Origin of the sequence: Aeromonas sp. FL131 (assembly GCF_049860615.1) — a bacterium.
GTDB classification, from domain to species: Bacteria; Pseudomonadota; Gammaproteobacteria; order Enterobacterales; family Aeromonadaceae; genus Aeromonas; species Aeromonas hydrophila.
In genome coordinates this window covers 578,394-596,616 of the sequence record NZ_CP187595.1, presented here as the reverse complement: position 1 = coordinate 596,616, position 18,223 = coordinate 578,394, and the positions used below count along the sequence as shown (strand labels likewise).

At 63.3% G+C, this 18,223-nt stretch carries 13 protein-coding genes; 7 read left to right on the top strand and 6 right to left on the bottom strand.

What is annotated here, in order from left to right; genetic code table 11:
- Positions 1-8 precede the first annotated feature (8 nt).
- The 4 genes from ACPW75_RS02910 (at position 9) to ACPW75_RS02895 (ending at position 5,309) form a co-directional block, all read left to right on the top strand.
- A complete protein-coding gene (locus ACPW75_RS02910) occupies positions 9-2,039 on the top strand; it encodes a M13 family metallopeptidase (protein WP_179101409.1) in 2,031 nt (676 codons plus the stop codon).
- 111 nt (positions 2,040-2,150) lie between these two features.
- The gene (locus ACPW75_RS02905; protein WP_077096232.1) at positions 2,151-2,588 is read left to right on the top strand and encodes a PliI family lysozyme inhibitor of I-type lysozyme; all 438 of its coding nucleotides are present in this window, start codon (positions 2,151-2,153) and stop codon (positions 2,586-2,588) included.
- A gap of 358 nt (positions 2,589-2,946) precedes the next feature.
- Complete coding sequence (locus ACPW75_RS02900) at positions 2,947-4,686, top strand: ABC-F family ATP-binding cassette domain-containing protein (RefSeq protein ID WP_077096233.1); 1,740 nt, start codon at positions 2,947-2,949, stop codon at positions 4,684-4,686.
- 83 nt (positions 4,687-4,769) lie between these two features.
- Positions 4,770-5,309, top strand: a complete 540-nt coding sequence (locus tag ACPW75_RS02895) for a GNAT family N-acetyltransferase (RefSeq protein ID WP_077096234.1) — start codon at positions 4,770-4,772, stop codon at positions 5,307-5,309.
- A 41-nt stretch (positions 5,310-5,350) separates the two neighbouring features.
- Here ACPW75_RS02895 and yjeH read toward each other — a convergent pair whose 3' ends face one another.
- Together yjeH and ACPW75_RS02885 are read right to left on the bottom strand one after the other, a co-directional pair.
- On the bottom strand, positions 5,351-6,631 hold the full coding sequence (gene yjeH / locus ACPW75_RS02890) for an L-methionine/branched-chain amino acid transporter (RefSeq protein WP_190283707.1): 1,281 nt from the start codon (positions 6,629-6,631) through the stop codon (positions 5,351-5,353).
- A gap of 136 nt (positions 6,632-6,767) precedes the next feature.
- Positions 6,768-7,658, bottom strand: coding sequence for a LysR family transcriptional regulator (locus ACPW75_RS02885; RefSeq protein ID WP_077096804.1), 891 nt, complete (start codon positions 7,656-7,658; stop codon positions 6,768-6,770).
- 156 nt (positions 7,659-7,814) lie between these two features.
- Between ACPW75_RS02885 and ACPW75_RS02880 the strand changes: the two genes are divergently transcribed.
- Complete coding sequence (locus ACPW75_RS02880; protein WP_077096806.1) at positions 7,815-8,855, top strand: MBL fold metallo-hydrolase; 1,041 nt, start codon at positions 7,815-7,817, stop codon at positions 8,853-8,855.
- A 67-nt stretch (positions 8,856-8,922) separates the two neighbouring features.
- On the opposite strand, the gene ACPW75_RS02875 is transcribed toward ACPW75_RS02880, so the two are convergent.
- On the bottom strand, positions 8,923-10,218 hold the full coding sequence (locus ACPW75_RS02875; RefSeq protein WP_179101462.1) for an HAAAP family serine/threonine permease: 1,296 nt from the start codon (positions 10,216-10,218) through the stop codon (positions 8,923-8,925).
- Positions 10,219-10,722: 504 nt separating this feature from the next.
- On the opposite strand from ACPW75_RS02875, the gene ACPW75_RS02870 reads away from it, so the two are divergent.
- Positions 10,723-11,631, top strand: a complete 909-nt coding sequence (locus ACPW75_RS02870; protein ID WP_077096808.1) for a LysR substrate-binding domain-containing protein — start codon at positions 10,723-10,725, stop codon at positions 11,629-11,631.
- A 106-nt stretch (positions 11,632-11,737) separates the two neighbouring features.
- The gene (locus ACPW75_RS02865; protein WP_077096810.1) at positions 11,738-13,159 is read left to right on the top strand and encodes an MATE family efflux transporter; all 1,422 of its coding nucleotides are present in this window, start codon (positions 11,738-11,740) and stop codon (positions 13,157-13,159) included.
- 9 nt (positions 13,160-13,168) lie between these two features.
- On the opposite strand, the gene pdxY is transcribed toward ACPW75_RS02865, so the two are convergent.
- The 3 genes from pdxY to cadB all read right to left on the bottom strand — a co-directional run bounded on the left by pdxY (position 13,169) and on the right by cadB (position 17,652).
- Positions 13,169-14,035, bottom strand: coding sequence for a pyridoxal kinase PdxY (pdxY, locus tag ACPW75_RS02860; protein ID WP_024946037.1), 867 nt, complete (start codon positions 14,033-14,035; stop codon positions 13,169-13,171).
- A gap of 73 nt (positions 14,036-14,108) precedes the next feature.
- A complete protein-coding gene (locus ACPW75_RS02855) occupies positions 14,109-16,241 on the bottom strand; it encodes a lysine decarboxylase CadA (RefSeq protein WP_017408594.1) in 2,133 nt (710 codons plus the stop codon).
- Positions 16,242-16,317: 76 nt separating this feature from the next.
- Positions 16,318-17,652 (bottom strand): cadaverine/lysine antiporter, encoded by a 1,335-nt coding sequence (gene cadB / locus ACPW75_RS02850; protein WP_076361117.1) that lies wholly within the window; start codon positions 17,650-17,652, stop codon positions 16,318-16,320.
- Positions 17,653-18,223: the final 571 nt, after the last annotated feature.

The window sequence follows — 18,223 nt, the reverse complement described above, 5'->3', positions numbered from 1 at the left end:
CCAACATAATGAACAACAAAAAAAGCATACTGGCCGCCCTCGTCGGGCTGGCCCTGCTGGCCGGCTGCAGTCAGGCCCCGGACGGCGCAGACAAACACTCCGGCCTCGCGCTGGCCAACATGGACACCAGCGTCAAACCCGGTGACGACTTCTTTCGCTACGTGAACGGCCACTGGCTCTCCACCGCCAAGATCCCGGACGACAGACCCGCCGACGGCGCCTTCTACATGCTGCGCGACAAATCCCTGGCGGACGTGCGAGTGCTGGTAGAAGGGCTGGACGGCAAGGCCGCCGCCGGCACACCGGCCCAGCAGATCCACGACCTTTACCAGAGCTATCTGGATCAAACAACCCGCAACGCCAAGGGCACGGCGCCGCTGATGCCGATGCTGAGCGAGATCGAGCAGATCCGCACGCCGCAGGATCTGGCCCGGGCCTTCGCCCAGAGCGGTCGCAACGGCGGCGGTGCCCCGTTCGGTTTCTGGGTCGATGCCGACGCCAAGGCGCCGGACAGCTATGCGGTCTACCTCTACCAGGCCGGGCTCGGTCTGCCGGATCGGGATTACTACCTCAAGACGGATGCCGCCAGCCAGGCGCTGCGCCAGAAATACGAACAGCACATCGCCACCATGCTGGCCCGCTTCGGCGAGGCGGATGCGGGGGCCAAGGCCAAACGCATCCTGGCCCTCGAGAGCAAACTCGCCCGGATCCAGTGGGACAACGTCACCCTGCGGGATCGGGAGAAGAACTACAACAAGGGGCCCCAGAGCGAGCTCAAACGCCTCACCCCCGCCATCGACTGGAATGCCTACCTGACCCAGGCCGGCCTCGCCGGCCAGAGCAGCCTCATCATCGGCCAGCCCACCTATCTCGCGGCCCTGAACGAGGTGATGCAGCAGACCCCGGTCGGCGATTGGCAAGCTTACCTCAAGTGGCATCTCATCACCGATTATGCCCCCTACCTCGACAGCCAGACCGATGCCCAGAACTTCGCCTTCTTCGGCACTACCCTGAGCGGCACGCCCAAGCAGCGCGCCCCCTGGGAGCGGGCCCTCGGCGTGCTGGACGATCATCTGGGCGAGGCGGTAGGCAAGCTCTACGTGGAGCGCTACTTCCCGCCAGAGGCCAAGGCCCGCATGGAGCAGCTGGTGGAGAACCTGCGCACCGCCTACGGCCAGAGCATCGAGGAGCTGGACTGGATGTCGCCGGCCACCAAGGCCCAGGCCCAGGCCAAGCTTGCCAAGTTCCGCCCCAAGATCGGCTACCCGGACAAGTGGAAGGATTACAGCGCCATCGCGATCCGTGCCGACGATCTGGTGGGCAACCTGCAGCGGGCCCGCGCCTTCGAATACGCCGACAACCTGGCGCGCCTCGGCAAACCGGTAGACAGGGACGAGTGGCACATGTCGCCGCAGACGGTGAACGCCTACTACAACCCGAGCAACAACGAGATCGTCTTCCCGGCCGCCATCCTGCAGCCCCCCTTCTTCGACATGACGGCGGATGACGCGGTCAACTACGGCGCCATCGGCGGGGTGATCGGCCACGAGATGGGTCACGGTTTTGATGATCAGGGCGCCAAATCCGACGGTGACGGCGTGATGCGCGACTGGTGGACGCCCCAGGATCTCAAGGAGTTTCGCTTCCGCACCAGCCGGTTGGTGGCCCAGTACAACCGCTTCGAGCCCATCAAGGGGCAGTTCGTCAACGGCCAGTTCACCCTGGGGGAGAACATCGGCGATCTGGGCGGCCTCACCATCGCCCACAAGGCCTACCTGCTGTCGCTGGATGGCAAGGAGGCCCCGGTGCTGGACGGCTTCACCGGCGAGCAGCGCTTCTTCCTCGGCTGGGCCCAGGTATGGAAAGGCATGTATCGCCCCGAGCTGATGCAGATGCTGCTCGCCTCGGATCCCCACTCACCGCCGGAATACCGGGTCAACGGCGTGGTACCGAACATCCCCGCCTTCTACGAGGCGTTCAAGATCCAGCCGGGTGACAAGCTCTATCTGGACCCGGCCAAACGGGTCAAGATCTGGTAATGACCGCCCCGATGAGGGGCGGATGACGCGAACCGGCGGGGATTGCCCGGTCGGTTCGCACAGTGACACAGGTGGCGGGCAACCGCCGCCGCAGTAACAAGGGTCAAACCGATGAAAGCCTTGCTCATGACACTCGGCCTGCTCACCCTGCCCCTCGCCAGCCAGGCGGCGGACGGGTTCTTCAAACAGCTGACGCTCCCCTCAGGCCAGGTAGTGACCGTCAGCGAAGGGCGCGGCGAACCGGCCTCCACCGGCAGCTACGATGTGCGCCTCTACTCCGGCGCCAACCCCCAGTTCCCGCTGGATCAGTTCATCGACGGCAAGGTGCTGCCGCGCGATGGCAGCATCAAGGAGCTCAAGCTGCTGGATCTCAACGGCGACAAGCAGCCCGAGCTCATCGTCGTGGTCGAGAGTGCCGGCAGCGGCAGCTACCTGAGCGCCGACGCCTTCACCATCAACCCGCAGGAGGGGCTGGACAGCTTCAATCACGTGGAGGGGCTGGCCCCCAATGAAGATATGATCCAGGCGCTCAAGACCCCGCGCGACTGACATCCCCATCGCCCCGCACTGCGGGGCGTTTTTTGTCCCGCCGCTGACAAAGCGCCTTCCCGCCTCACCCGCAGGGCACCGCCATGGATAGACGGTTATTTTTTCTGCGCTTATAATCGCCGCACCGTGCCATAACGAAACACAAGGAGGTAAAAAATGGTTATCCAAGCGTGTCCGATGTTCTCGGCTCGCCTGTTCGGCACATTCGCGTGCTCTTGCCTGCATACCATCGCGCTGCGATAGCGGGTTCGAGCAAAGCCGACTCCCTTCCATACCGAGACCTTTCTCGACTCTGCCGTTGTCGCCAGCGCTCCTGATGACAGGGATTTTCGATCCCGCGATTTAAGAGAGCAAGAGCATGACAACCCTGATGAGTACCCATTCCCTGCAGATGAGTGCGGGGCACCTTCCATTATTTGACCACCTCGAACTCGGCATCCGCGCGGGCGACCGGCTTGGCCTTGTCGGTGCCAACGGCTGCGGCAAGAGCACATTGCTGGCACTGCTGGCGGGCGAGCGCACGCCCCAGGCCGGCCGGGTCATACAGGCCGCAGCCTGCCGCTGCGAGTTCGTGGCCCAGCAACTGCCGGCCAGGCTTTCAACCCTCAGCACCCGCGCCGTGCTGCTGGATGCGCTGGGCAACGACCCGAGCGCCGAGTGGCAGGTGGACAAGCTGCTGGCCGAGCTGCAGCTGGAGGCCCAGGCCGCGCTGCCGGTCAGTGCGCTGAGCGGCGGTCAGCACAGCCGGCTGCAGATAGGCCGTGCCCTGCTGCGCCAACCCAACCTGCTGCTGCTCGATGAGCCCAGCAACCACCTGGATCTGCCCGCCCTGCTCTGGCTCGAGCAGTTTCTGCTGGGCTGGCGCGGCGCCTTCGTGCTGGTCTCCCACGATGGTCGCCTGCTGGACCGGGTCACCGAGCAGACCCTGATCCTGCGTGATGGCCAGTTGCACCGCTTCGCCCTGCCCTGCAGCCAGGCGCGGGCGGCGCTGGCCGCCGAAGATGAGCAGGCCCGCCTGCGCCGGGCCGACGAGCAAAAGGAGATCGACCGCCTGAGCGCCAGCAGCAAACGCCTCGCCATCTGGGGGCGGGAGCATGACAACGAGAAGCTGGTGCGCCAGGCCAAGTCCATGGAAAAACGCATCGCCCGCCTGCAGGAGGAGCAGAGCCAGGTGGCGGCGCTGGCCCCCTGGCGGCTCGAGCTGCGCGGACTGAGCCTGCCTGCCGACACCCTGCTGCGGCTGGAGGCCCTCGACGTGGCACCGGCGCCAGCATTGCCGCCGCTGCTGCACGCCGAAGGACTCTGGCTGCGGGCAGGAGACAGGGTCGCCCTGCTCGGTGCCAACGGCACCGGCAAGTCCTCCCTGCTGCGCCAGTGCTGGCGCGAACTGGCCGTGCAGAGCCCGCAGGCGGGCTGGTACTGCCACCCCGGCGCCAGCATCGCCTATTACGATCAGTCCCTGCAGCAGCTGGCTGACGACGCCACCCTGAGCGACGCCCTCTACCCGCTGGCCCCTCTGCCGGAGACCACCCGGCGTCAGGCGCTGATCCGGGCGGGCTTCCCCTATGTCCGCCACGGCCAGCAGGTGCACACCTTGAGCGGCGGCGAGCGGGCACGACTGCTGTTTCTCGCCCTGTCGCTCGGCAGCCACCACATGCTCTGGCTCGACGAGCCCACCAACCACCTGGATCTGGCGGGCAAGGAGCAGCTGGCCGAGGCGATTGCCGCCTTCCCGGGCGGCGTGCTGCTGGTCTCCCACGACCGGGAGTTGATCGAGCGCAGTTGCAACCGCTTCTGGTTGATCAGAGACGGCCGTATCCAGGAGGCTCACAGCGCCGAGCGGGCCTATGCCGAGCTGCTCGGCGATGCGCCCTCGCCGGCAGCCGACAAGGCAAGCCTGGCCGCCCCCGCCATGGGGCAGGCCTCGGCCGGCCCGGCGGATGACGAAGAGGCGCTGCTGGCACGCTGGTATGAACTCGATGCCCTGCTCGCCGCCGATCTGGCCCGCAAGCCCAGGCACCAGACCCCGCGCCTGCAGCAGCAGTGGCGTGACGAGCTGGCCAGGCTCACCGACCAGCTCGGGCTGGTCGGATCATGAGCAGAGCCATCAACCGGCTTTGCCAGCCATCCCTGTTTGACTCACCACTCGCGGCCAACTCCGGCTGGCCGCAAGGAGCCACCATGACATCAACGCAACAACCCCACATCAGGCTGGATCCGGTCAGCGACGCCGATCTGCCCCACATCTATCGCGGCCTCTCCGATCCGCGGGTCGTCGCCTACTACGGCGTCAGCTACGACAGCCTGACGGCGTGCCAGGCCCAGATGGCCTGGTATGCCGAGCTGACCAGCACCGGCCGCGGCGCCTGGCACCTCATTCGCGACCGCCACACGGGCGAACCGCTCGGCGCCATCGGTTACAACGATGCCGACCCGACTCACCGGCGGGCCGAGCTGGGCTACTGGCTCTATCCCGAGCATTGGGGCAAGGGGGTGATGAGCGCGGCGCTGCGGCTGTGGCTGCCGCTCACTTATCGCACCAGCGAGCTGCACCGGTTGCTGGCGGTGGTGGAGGAACCCAACCTCCCCTCCGCCCGCCTGCTGGAGCGGGCGGGCTTTCACTACGAGGGCACAGCGCGAGAGTGCGAGCGCAAGGGGGATGGCTTCATCTCCCTGCGCCACTACGCCATCTTGCGCAGCGACCTGCCCTCCAGCCTGTGACCCGCAACAAAAAGCCCCGCACTGCGGGGCTTTTTTTCGGGTTACTTGATGGCGCAGACACCCTCATCTGGTGCCGAGCGGCGGCGTCTGCGCCGCCACAACGAGAAGCAGCCATACCCCAGACTGAGCACCACGGCATAGAGCACTTGGGAGGCGAGCGCCACCAGCACCAGGGCACAGAGCAGCACGCTCACCCCCGCCAGCCCCTTGCCCACCCCGCCGAGCAGGCGCCAACCCGCCGCCATGCAGAGCAGGTAGACCAGCACGAAGTTGCCGTTGGCGTAGCGGATCAGCTCATCGAGGGGCAGTCGCAACCAGATGATCAGGGTGATGCAGACCAGACAGATAACGAGCACCAGACTCAAGGCCCGCAGCGGCGCGCCGCGGGCGGTGAGGCGGGCCAGCGAGACCGGCAGCTTGCCTTCGCGCGCCATGCTCCAGATCAGCCGGGCAAACCCCTGCAGGTAGATGTTGATGCTGGCAAAGCAGGAGAGATAGCCGAGCACCGCCACCAGCCACTTGGCGGTGGGGCCGAACAGCAGCGAGAGCAGGGCCGGAATGGCGGTGGCGTTGGTCGCCTCATCGCCGTAGAGGCCGTATTTGAGCACCACCAGCGAGTGCACCCAGTAGATGAGCCCCGCCAGCAGCACGCCGCCGAGCAGGGCCAGCGGATAGTCCCGCTCCGGTCGCTTGAACTCCTCCCCCATGTGGGCGAAGGCCTCGAGCCCGACGAAACACCAGAACATCACCGCCAGCGCGGTGGCCATGGCGGGCCACTCGTCCGTCGTCGGCAGCGGCCGGGCGGCGTCGCGCCAGCTGATATCCCCCTTGAACCAGATGAGCAGGGTGAGCCCCAAAATGGCGAGCGCGATCAGCAACTGCAGGTTGCCGGAGGAGCGCGCCCCGCGCAGCCCCAGCAAAAATACCCCGAGCAGGGTGAGCAGCTGGATGCCCCACAGGGTCCACTCCCCTAGGTCGAACAGGGCGTGCCAGAAGCCGGCAGCGATCATCAGGGCGGCGGGCAAGCCCACCGGCAACACCGCCAGAAACAGGAAGGCGGAGAAGCGCTCGGCGCCGTTGCCAAAGGCGAGGCCGATGAGGTGCGGCGCGCCGCCGGCGTGAGGGTAGCGGCGGCCGAGACGAGCGAAGGTAAAGGCAATCGGCAGTACCAGCGCAATCAGCAGCAGCCAGGCCCACAGCGAGGCCCCACCCGCCAGCGAGGCGGCGGTCGCCGGCACCACGAAGATCCCGGTGCCCAGCAGCGAGGTGGCGAGCAGCCCCATTCCCTGCCAGAGCCCGAGATCCTTTTTCAACCCAGACATATCCTTTTGTCCCGACTAGAAAAACATCCCGCCATGTTAGGCCTCCCTCGCCCCTTTGTTAAGCACGATGGTTAAGCAGGATGGCAAGAATATGCAGTGCTTTATTCAGGCCGGAAGGCTCGCGGGTGAGTCGAGATCAGCTGCGGTGGCGCAGCGCCTCGGCCAGAAAATCCCCCAGCAGGGTGATCTTGAGTACCTGCCGGCGCGCCGCCGGGTAGATGACGTGGAGGGTCTTGTCCGGAATGCGGTAGGTATCGAGCAGGGGCAGCAGCCGCCCCGCAGCGATATGGCCTTGCACCTGATCGGCGGGCTGCAAGCTGATGCCAGCCCCTGCCAGCGCTGCCGTCAGCAGCGCCGGCCAGTGGTTGATACGCAGGCGCGAGGCCACCCGTACCTCCTCGCTCTGGCCATCCTCGCCAACAAACTGCCAGCGCTCGTGCTCGCCCCAGTTGCCGTGCAGACACTGGTGGCGAGCAAGATCGGCAGGATGGCGCGGCACGCCGTGGCGATTGAGGTAATCAGGTGCGGCGCAGAGGCGGTAGTACTGGGTCAGCAGCGGACGGGCAATGAGCGCCTCATCCTGCGGACGCAGGGTACGGATGGCGGCGTCGAACCCCTCCTCCACCAGATCGACCCAGCGCGGGGTAAGCTGCAGATCCACCTCCAGCTTGGGATAGCGGTCGAGAAAGGCAGGCAGCAGCGGCACCAGCCGGTGGTGGCCAAAGCTTAAGGGAGCGGCGATGCGCAGCCGCCCGGCTGGCTCGGCCAGCAGGTGCTGGGTCAGCGACTCGGTCAGCGCCAGCTCCTCCAGCACTCGCTGGCAGCGAGCCAGAAACAGCTGGCCCAGCTCGGTCAGGGTCTGCTGGCGGGTGGTTTTGTGAAACAGCTTGCCCCCCAGCCACTGCTCCAGCCCCTGCACATGCTTGCCCACCATCTGGGCGCTGATCCCCTGCTCGTTTGCCACCGCGCTGTAGGAACCGAGATCCACCACCCGGGTGAAGATACGCATGCTGGTCAATCGGTCCACAACCCCTCCTTTGCCCCGCTCCGGGGCCATTTGGCCCGCAGCAAGCGGCCCACATTCACAACCAAAAGTTTAGTAAGAAATGGTTTTTAGCCAATTTATCGCACTTTTGGTTACCAATATAGTGATCAGCAACCTCACCCATCAGGACATACATCCATGAAAAGTACCTATCTGGCCGCCCTGCTGGTCGGTCTGCTGGCCACCGGTGTCAGCCAGGCTGCCGAGAGCAGCTTTATCAACCCGCAGCAGAACGCCCCCGTCAGCGCCACCCTGACCACGACTCAAGCCCAGCCCGATATCTTCCGGGTCAGCCTGCTTGGCACCGGCACCCCGGTGCCCCAGATCAGCCGCGGCGGTTACAGCACCCTGGTCGAAGCGGGCAACCAGAAGCTGGTGTTCGACTTTGGCCGCAACTCCGCCACCCGCTTGTGGCAGCTGCATATCCCCATCGGCCGGGTCAACGCCTTCTTCCTCACCCACTTCCACTCGGATCACACCAACGGGCTGGCGGATCTCTGGCTGACCGGCTGGCTGCAACCCGCCTACGGCCAGCGTCACACGCCGATGGAGCTTTACGGGCCCAAGGGCACCGATGCCCTCGCGAGCGGCCTGCAGCAGGCCTACGCCACCGACATCGCCACCCGGGTCAAGGATGAGGGGACGCCGCTGGACGGAGTGAAGATCAACAGTCACGAGGTGACCGCCGGGGTGGTCTACGACCGGGATGGGGTCAAGGTGACCGCCTTTGACAACGATCACGGGGTCAACATCAAGCCCTCGTTTGGCTATCGCATCGACTACCACGGCCACAGCGTGGTGCTCTCCGGCGATACCCGCTACAGCCCGCAGGTGGTGAAAGAGGCCAAGGGGGCCGATCTGCTGGTGCACTGCGTCTCCATGACCTCCGCCGCCCGCATGAAGGCCAACCCGGGCTACCGGGCCATCGCCGGCCACCTCGCCTCTCCCGAGCAGGCAGCCAGGGTAATGAACGAAGCCAAACCGGCGCTGACCGTGTTCAGCCATATCGGCCTCAACGGCCAGCTCGGAGTGAAGGATCTGGCGCAGAGCCTGCGCGCAAGCTACTCCGGCCCCTTCGTCATCGGCAATGACCTGATGCAGATTGACCTGCCCACCACCGCCTCCGGCAAGGGCTACGCCCTCTGGCAGGCGGAGAACATCGACAACGCCCAGCCCTGAATCCCGGCCATAAAAAAAGCCGCCTCTTGCGAGGCGGCTTTTTCATTCAAGCGGGTAACCCGTGTTATCAGGCAATCAGCTTGTAGATGATACCGGACATGGCGATCAGGCCGATGATGGTCACGAACACGTTGCTGATGTTGCCAGCGTATTTGCGCATGGCCGGCACCTTGGTGATGGCGTACATCGGCATCAGGAACAGCAGCATCGCGATGATAGGGCCGCCCAGGTCTTCAATCATGCCGAGGATGCTCGGGTTGATGGTGGCGATGGCCCAGGTGGTCAGGATCATGAACACTGCGGTCACTTTGTTCAGTTGCTTGACGTCAACGTTCTTGCCTTTCTCACGCAGCGCCTTGGCCATCAGACCGTTCATGCCCTCTTGTGCACCCAGGTAGTGACCCAGGAAGGACTTGCTGATGGCGACCATGGCGATCAGCGGAGCCACGGTGGCGATAACCGGGTTGTCGAAGTGGTTGGCCAGGTAGGACAGAATGGAGATGTTCTGTTCCTTGGCAGCAGCCAGGTCAGCCGGGGAGAGGCTCAGTACGCAGCTGAATACGAAGAACATCACGGTCATCACCATCATGACGTGGGCGCCCAGCAGGATGTTGCTGCACTTCTTCTCGGCACCTTCACCGTAGCGACCCTTGTTGTCCACCGCGAAGGAGGAGATGATCGGAGAGTGGTTGAAGGAGAACACCATGACCGGGATGGCCAGCCACAGGGTCTTGATGAAGTCGCCGTTGAAGGCGTCACCCAGCGCCGGAGCTTCAGTGATGATGGCACCGTTCCAGTGCGGGATCAGGTAGAACGCCAGACCCATCAGGGTGATCACGAACGGGAATACCAGCACGCTCATCGCTTTGACGATAACCTGGCCGCCCAGACGAACAACCGCCATCAGACCCAGGATCAGCGCCAGTGACAGGATGGCACGGGGAGGCGCAGTCATGCCCAGCTGGTGAACGATCAAGCTCTCGACGGTGTTGGTGATGGCTACCGAGTACATCAGTACGATCGGGTAGATGGCAAAGAAGTAGAGCAGGGTGATGAACTTGCCTGCGGTCTTGCCGAAGTGCTCTTCCACTACCTCGGTGATGTCGCCATCACGGGTGGAACCGGACAGCACGAAGCGGGTCAGGCCACGGTGTGCGAAGAAGGTCAGCGGCAGGGCCAGGACCAGCATGGCAACCAGCGGCCACAGACCACCTACACCGGCGTTGATCGGCAGGAAGAGTACACCGGCACCGATGGCGGTACCGTACAGACCCAGCATCCAGACCACATCGGCCTTGTTGATGCCACGGGAAGACGCATTACTGGCTAAGCTGCCTTCTACTGCAATGTTCATGTCAGACATAGGGGTGTTCCTGTCATCAAGGAAAATAGAAAATTTCTAGTCAACCGGGCGCAATGCCCTGTTCCATCTCCCTGGAACTCCTGCAGTCCATCCCTGTTATTCTCATCCCGTCGGCCCGGCAAGCTGGTCATCACTCCATGTAACAACCAAATTGCAACAAACAAGCCGGCGGGTCATAGGCCCGAGGGCCACAAACGCGTCAGACTTTACAACTCGCTAACACGCTTTTGTTCCGATGCGCTGACTCTAATTAAATCCCCTTAGCGATCACAGTGTTTTTTTGAATTAATCAACCAAAGTTTGACTGGAATCGCCTTTCTGGCGTCAGAGATCACGTTACGAGCCCAATTTTGTGAACAGCCGTTAACAAATAGAGGTAGTTTCACCCGTATCTATATCCTTGTAGGTACAACAAATTGCTTACATTCGCCCATTTCTTGCTCAGGTTGTGCCTCGCCGTCCGCTGACGTACCCTGTTGCTCAACATTTTTTCGCTGAATTAATATGGCCATCACCCGTACCGATCTCGCCGAACTGGCGGTGTTTGCCGCCGTCGCCCGCCACCAGAGTTTCAGCAAGGCCGCTCTCGAACTCGGCGTGTCTGCCTCCGCCCTGAGCCACAGCCTGAAAGGGCTGGAGACCCGTTTGGGGGTGCGCCTGCTCAATCGCAGTACCCGCGCCGTGGTCCCCACAGATGCGGGTCAGCGCCTGCTGACCCAGTTGCTGCCAACCTTGAGCCATCTGGAGAGTGCACTGGGTGAACTGGCCCGTCACTGCGACGAACCGGTAGGAAGGCTGAAGATCAGCGCACCGCGCGGCGCCATCGATGAGTTGCTGGCCCCGGTGCTGATCGATTACATGGTGCGTTACCCGCGCATGCAGGTGGAGGTGGTGGAGCAGGAGTTGATGCCGCGTCTCATCGAAGATGGCTATGACGCCGCCCTCTTTTATGGGGATCTGCTGCCCAAGGAGATGATCGGGGTACCGCTCGGCCCGCCCCAGCGCTATCTGGTGGTGGCCGCCCCCGCCTATCTGGCCGAGCACGGCACCCCGCAGCACCCGCGCGAATTGACCCGGCACGCCTGCATCGGCTATCGGCTCACCCCCTCCCATCACTATCGCTGGGCCTTTGCCGGCGAGGAGGGCTCCATGCTGGAGATCGAAGTGACCGGGCCGCTCACCACCAGCACGCCGGCCCTCTACCTGGGGGCCGCCGAGGCGGGACTGGGGCTGGCCTACTGTCTGGAAGAGGAGGTGAGCAGGCAGCTGGCCGAGGGCACCCTGGTAAGCGTGCTGGAGCCCTGGTGCCCCACCTTCGTCGGTTTCTCGCTCTTCTATCCCAGTCGCCATCAGCTGGGCAACGGGCTGCGCGCCCTCATCGACATGCTCAAGGGACACTACCAGTCACGCTGATTGATGAATTTGGCTCATCAATTCATCAAGTAGAAACCGGATTATCGATAAAAAAATATTAATCTAGACTATCTGCTCGATAATCGAACTCCCCAAGAGAACAGATATGTCTGCCTACTTCACTCTGCGCCAGCGGGCGATGACCCGCCGTTTCTGGGGCTATGCCCTCCCCTCCATCATGGCCATGCTGGTATCCGGCGCCTACTACCTGGTCGATGGCATCTTCGTCGGTCACTACGTGGGGGCCGCCGGCCTCGCCGGCATCAACCTGGTCTACCCGGTCATCATGGTGCTGATCGGTCTCGCCGCCATGATCAGCATGGGGGCGGCCACCGCCATCTCCTTCCAGCAAGGTGCCAGGAATTTCGGCCTGGCCCGCCAGGCGCTGGTCAATGCGCTCTGGCTGCTGGGGCTGCTGGGCGCCGTGGCGCCGCTGCTGCTGCACTACTGGCACGTCGACATCCTGCTGGCACTGGGCATTGAACAGGGTACCGATACCTGGCAACAGGCCAGCGACTACCTCTACTGGATCGGCGGCGGCACCCTGCTGCTGGCCTGCAACCTGGCGGTGCCCTATCTGCTGCGCAATGACGGCCGCCCCCGTCTCGCCATGCTGCTGGTGAGCAGCGGCGCCATCCTCAACATCATCCTCAACTACATCATGGTGGGCCGGCTGGGGCTGGGTCTGATCGGTACGGCGCAGGCCACCCTCATCTCCGAAGGGGTCGTCAGCCTGCTCGGGCTGGGGTATTTCTTTACCCGCTATGCCAAGCTGCGCATAGAGTGGCGCCACCTGGTGCCCGACTTCCCGGCCATGCCGAACCTACTGTTCACCGGCCTGCCGAGCCTGATCGCCCAGTTCAACCTCGGCCTGCTGCTGCTGCTGCACAACAGCCAGCTGATGGTGCACGGTTCGGTCAAGGATCTGGCCGGCTTCACCGTGGCCGGTTACACCGAGGCGGTGTTCATCGTCATCCTGCAGGGGCTGGCCTTCGGCATCCAGCCGCTGGTCAGTCAGGCGGCCGGCGCCAAACGTCATCGTGACCTCAAGTTCCTGATGGAGATGGGGCTCAAGATCACGCTCGTCTACGGTCTGGCGGTCTGGCTGCTGATCCAGCTGCTACCGCGCCAGGTGGCCATGCTCTACACCGGCGATCAGGATGGCGAGCTGCTCGCGGCCGCCATCAGCAGCCTGACTCTCAACCTCGGCGCCATTCCGCTGGAGGGGATCATCATGTTCGGCATCGTGCTGCTGCAGTCCATGGCCCGTACCCGCCAGGCGCTGCTCATCTCGGCCGCCAAGACCCTGCTGCTGCTGCCGCTGATCTTCATGCTGCCGCTCTGGTGGGGCCGGGACGGCGTGCTGCTGGCCCAGCCCACTACCGTGGTGTTGCTGACCCTGCCGCTGTGCTGGCTGCTGTGGCGGGAATGGCGCCGTCTCAAGCTGGCCTGTGCCCCGCTGAGCCGGCCCAATCGCAAACCGCTTAGCGCGCGCCAACAAGTGCAACTGGCCAGACGCGCCGGTTAAGCGCCGCCATCAGGCCGGCAGCCGGCGGGCACAGGTGCGGATCTCGGGCTCGACCATCGCCTGCTGGGCGGCCACCAGCTGCAGCTCGTAGGCGCCCGCCAGCCAGGTCTGGGCCAGCACCGCATCCACACTGGCATTGGTGCGCTCGAACGCCGCCACCGGCGTGAAGCCCGCCAGCAGGTTGGCCAGCATGGTGGCACTCAGCAGATCCCCCACCCCGATGGGCTGACGCTGAAACTCATAGAGGGGGCGCGAGATATGAAACGCCCCCTCTTCGCACACCAGCAGCATCTCGAACCGGTCCAGGCTCAAGCCGGCGCGGCCCAGATGCTTGACCATCACCAGCTCGACGCCCCCTTCACGCAGTTGCTGGCAAGCCGCCAGCGCCTCGCTCAGATTGCAGATCTCGCGGCCGGTCAGCTGCTCCAGCTCCAGCAGATTGGGGGCCAGCAGGTCGGCGCAGGCCAGCGCCCGGTTTTTCAGAAAATCGGCGACGCCGGGCGCGACTATGCACCCCTTGTCGGGATGCCCCATCACGGGGTCGCAAAAATAGCGGGCATTCGGATTGAGTGCCTTGAGGTGAGCCACCGCCGCCAGGATCTCCTCCCCCTGCTCGGCCGAGCCGAGATAACCGCTCAGGATCGCATCGCACTGCCCCAGTACGCCGATGTCGGCCAGCCCCGCCATCAACTGGCGGATATGGCCGTTTGGCATCACCATCCCCTGCCAGCCTGCGCTGTACTGGGTATGGTTGGAAAATTGCACCGTGTTGACGGGCCACACCTCCAGCCCCATGCGACGCATGGGAAACACGGCGGCGCTGTTGCCGGCGCAGCCGAACACCACGTGGGACTGGATGGAGAGAACTCGCTTCATGCTGACTCGCAAAAAAAATGGATGAACCCAGATGGGAAAAACGGGCCTTGCGGCCCGTTGTTGTCACTCTCGCTTAGCGCAGCACCTTGACGGTGTAGCTGCCATCGGCCTGACGATAGAGGCCGTGGATGTCGGTCTCGAAGCCCGGGTAGTGGGCCCCGATCTCGCACAGCATCTCGAGGAACTCGAGCACCGGCAGAGAATCCTGGGTCACCATCTCGCCCGGCAGCACCAGCGGTACTCCCGGCGGGTACGGCAGGATCATGTTGGCGCTGATGCGGTCCACCATGTCGCGCAGCGGCACTTCGACCACGTTGCCGGCCAGCTCCTGCTGCCAGGCGGCGTGCGGGGTCATCTTCATCTCCGGCAGCACGTCGAACGCCTTGAACATCAGCTCCGGCAGGCGGTACTTGCTGGTCAGCTCGTGAATGCGCTGCGCCAGCTCCTGGATGCGCATCCCTTCGTAGAAGCTCGGGTCTTCGCGATAGAGGCTCGGCAGTATGCTCTTGATGGTCAGGTTCAGATCGTAACCGCGCTTGAACTCGGTCAGGGCGCGCAGCAGCTGCATCGCCTTGGACTGATCGATACCGATGGAGAACAGGAACAGCAGGTTGTAGGGGCCGGTCTTCTCCACCACGATGCCGCGCTCGTCCAGGAACTTGGAGACCAGGGAGGCCGGGATGCCGTTGTCCAGCAGCTGACCATTGCGGCCCATGCCCGGGGTCAGCAGGGTGACCTTGATGGGATCCAGGTACATGTGGTTGTCGTCGATGTCCTTGAAGCCGTGCCAGTCATCCTTCGGATCCAGCTTCCAGCACTCGACGGTGTCGATGTCATCCGGCTGCCATACGTCGAAGAACCAGCCTTCACTCTGCTCACGCAGGCGCTTGATCTCTTTGCGGAAGGAGATGGCGCGATCGATGGAGTCCTTGATCAGCCGCTTGCCGGTGTTGCCACGCATCATGGCGGCGGAGATCTCGGTGGAGGCCACGATGCCGTACTGCGGCGAGGTGGAGGTGTGCATCATGAAGGCTTCGTTGAAGGTCTCTTCCTCCACGTCGCCCTTGATGTGGATCATCGAGGCCTGGGAGAAGGCCGCCAGCAGCTTGTGGGTGGACTGGGTTTCGTAGAACACCTTGCCCGGCATCGCCTCACCGCTCATGCCGCACTTGCCTTCATAGATCGGGCTGAAGTTGGTGTAGGGCACCCAGGCACTGTCGAAGTGGATGTAAGGGGTGTCCAGCGCCTCCTTGATGAAGCCGGTATTGTAGAGCAGGCCGTCATAGGTGGAGTTGGTGATCACGGCGTAGCGCGGCGCCTGGGCACCCGGGGTGGCGGCGACCTTGGCGGCGATGGTCTCGCGGCTGAATTCGCTCTGCGGGATGCCGCCCAGGATGCCGTAGGCGTTGCGGGTCGGACGGAAGTAGAGCGGGGTCACGTCGTTCATCATCATCAGGTGAGTGAGCGACTTGTGGCAGTTGCGATCCACCAGCACAGTGCTGCCGGCCGGCGCCGAGTACATGCCGACGATCTTGTTGGCGGTGGAGGTGCCGTTGGTGACGATGTAGGAGCGATCGGCGTTGAAAGTACGGGCGATGTACTCCTCGGCTTCCTTGTGCGGACCTGAGTGGTCCAGCAGGGAGCCCAGCTCCGGCATGGAGATGGAGACGTCGGCCTTGAACGCGTTCGGGCCGTAGAAGTCATAGAAGATGCTGCCGGCCGGGCTCATCTGGAAGGCGGTACCGCCCATGTGACCCGGAGTACAGAAGGTGTATTTACCCTCTTCCACGTATTTGAACAGCGCCTTGGTGAACGGCGGCAGGATGGCGTCCTGATACTCCTGAGTGGCCTGACCCATCTTGAGGGCGATGTCGTCAGCCATGCCGAGACGGTACTCGAAGAAGTGCACGTTCAGACGCAGGTCGGTCAGGTGAATGTCCAGGGTGGACTGGTCGTTGGCGAAGGCGAAGATCGGCAGCTTCTCGTTGCGATCGTGGATCTCCTTGCACAGGCCCAGGGAGTATTTGTCCCAGTCGAAGATGGCGCCGCAGACGCGGGGGTTCTTCTCAATCAGTTTCAGCAGGTCGGCCACGTCGACCGGATAGACGACCTCGAAACCCTTGCGCTCTAGGGAGGCTTGCAGCTGGCGAATGGGTTCTTCTTTGAAGAAAACGCCCAGGTGGTTGAGGATGGCAATGATGTTCATCGTAATGCTCCACACGTGATGGGGCGCTCTCCATCAGGGATGGTGAGTGAAGAGCGCTCGGAAAAGGAAAACGGAATTAGTGGCTGGTCTGCTCTTTGAGCAGGGCGTCGTGCTGACGCAGACCCTGTTTCTTGGCGTAGAACATCAGGATGATGAGCGACACCACGAAAGTAGCGGTGAGGTTGGAACCCTTGGCACCCATCAGGGCCACCAGGCAGAACACGCAGGCGACACCGGAGAAGATCATGGCGCCGATGCTGCGGGAGGTCATGCCTTCAAAACGGATCAGGTTAATGCTGGAGTAGAAGTAGGGCAGCATGGTCAGCAGCACCGCATCTGTGGTCAGCACGTTGAAGAGATCGGCAGCGTGGGCGGACTGGGAGGTGAAGGCGGTCAGGCCGACCATCAGCGCAGTCATCTTGAGGGAGCCCAGGATCAGACCCTTCTTGGCGACGCCGTTCTTGTCCACTTCGCCATAGATTTTCGGGAAGTTGCCGTCGTGGGCGGCACGCTTGCCCGCCTCGCCCACCAGCATCATCCAGGAACCCAGCGAGGTGAAGCAGGCCAGGGCGGTGAAGGCGGAAACGAACGGCGCAGACCAGCTGCCGAAGATGGCGGAAGAGGCCATGGCAAACGGGGCGCCGGAGGCAGCCACTTCACCGGCCGGGAACATGCCGCTGATCACCTGGGTGGAGAGGATGTAGATGACGCCAGCGATACCGGTGCCCAGCATGGTGGCGAGCGGTACGGTGCGCTTGGGGTTCTTCACCATGCCGGAAGAGACGGCGGCGGACTCAACGCCCACGAAGGACCAGAGGCAGATCAGCACGGCGCTGATGACCGCATGCAGGTCGCTGCCGCTGGTGGTGTTCCAGTTCTGGCTGTAGACGGTGGCATCAAAATGACCCCAGCCCATCACGGCGGTACCCACTACCGGCAACAGGATCAGCACCAGACCCAGGGTACAGAGCCGGCTCACCCAACTGCCGCCAAGCAGGTTGACGAAGGTGAAGATCCAGACGGCGGCGATGGTGGCCACGGCGGCCGGGATTGGGCTGTTGAGAATGGGGAAGAAGACGGAGAGGTAGGAGACGCCGGTAATGGCGATGGCCAGGTTACCGATCCAGTTGGCGTGGTAATAAAGCACACCGGTCTGGAAACCGAACACCGGGGAGATCTCGCCAGCATAGGCGATGGGACCACCCTCTTGCGGGTTCTTGGTGGCTAGGCGGGCAAACACGAAGGCCAACCCCATGGCGCCGACCAGGCAGATGGCCCAGCTGAACACAGAGATGGAACCTATGGTGGCCAGGGCCGAGGGCAGCAGTGCAATACCGCTCCCCATCATGTTGCCGGCCACCACACCTGTACAGGCGACAAGGCCGATCTTCTTGCTCGTATCTAGGGACATAAAATCTCCGGGTCGATATTAAGGCATCAAACACACGCTTGGCGGAGCCTCCCGCCAACCAATGGCCACAGACTAGGCTCCTCGGCCCCGGAAAACATAAAGACCAGCTAAGGGATAAAAACATGAGTGAACTTTTTCGAGCAGGTGGCCTAAATCGATAAAAACACTTTAAAAACAATCGGCTGGCTGATGCGCCATCAAGCACCTTGATAAAACCTTGATATCGGCCGCCCCCCTTGATGGGGCCGATAAGCGCCAGTCGACACGCCTTGATATTTTTCTGAGGGACGCCGCAGCATAAAGCGCGTCATTCATGACCCAGCGAGTCCGGCCATACCCGGCAGACGGGTTCGCACAGCCCTTTTGCTGGGTGTTTTTGCACCCCGTCGACCGTGAGCGCGCTATTTCTTTCGGCCGGCAGCGCTATACCTGTGCTCGGCCGCCGCAACAGGCACCGGCTGGTGACCACAACTACACCGCGCTCCTGGCTCAAGACAACTCAAGACAATATCAAGGCTGAGATCGGGCACCTTGAGTGCCTGCAGCACGGTACACACCGGCGCCAGCTCGG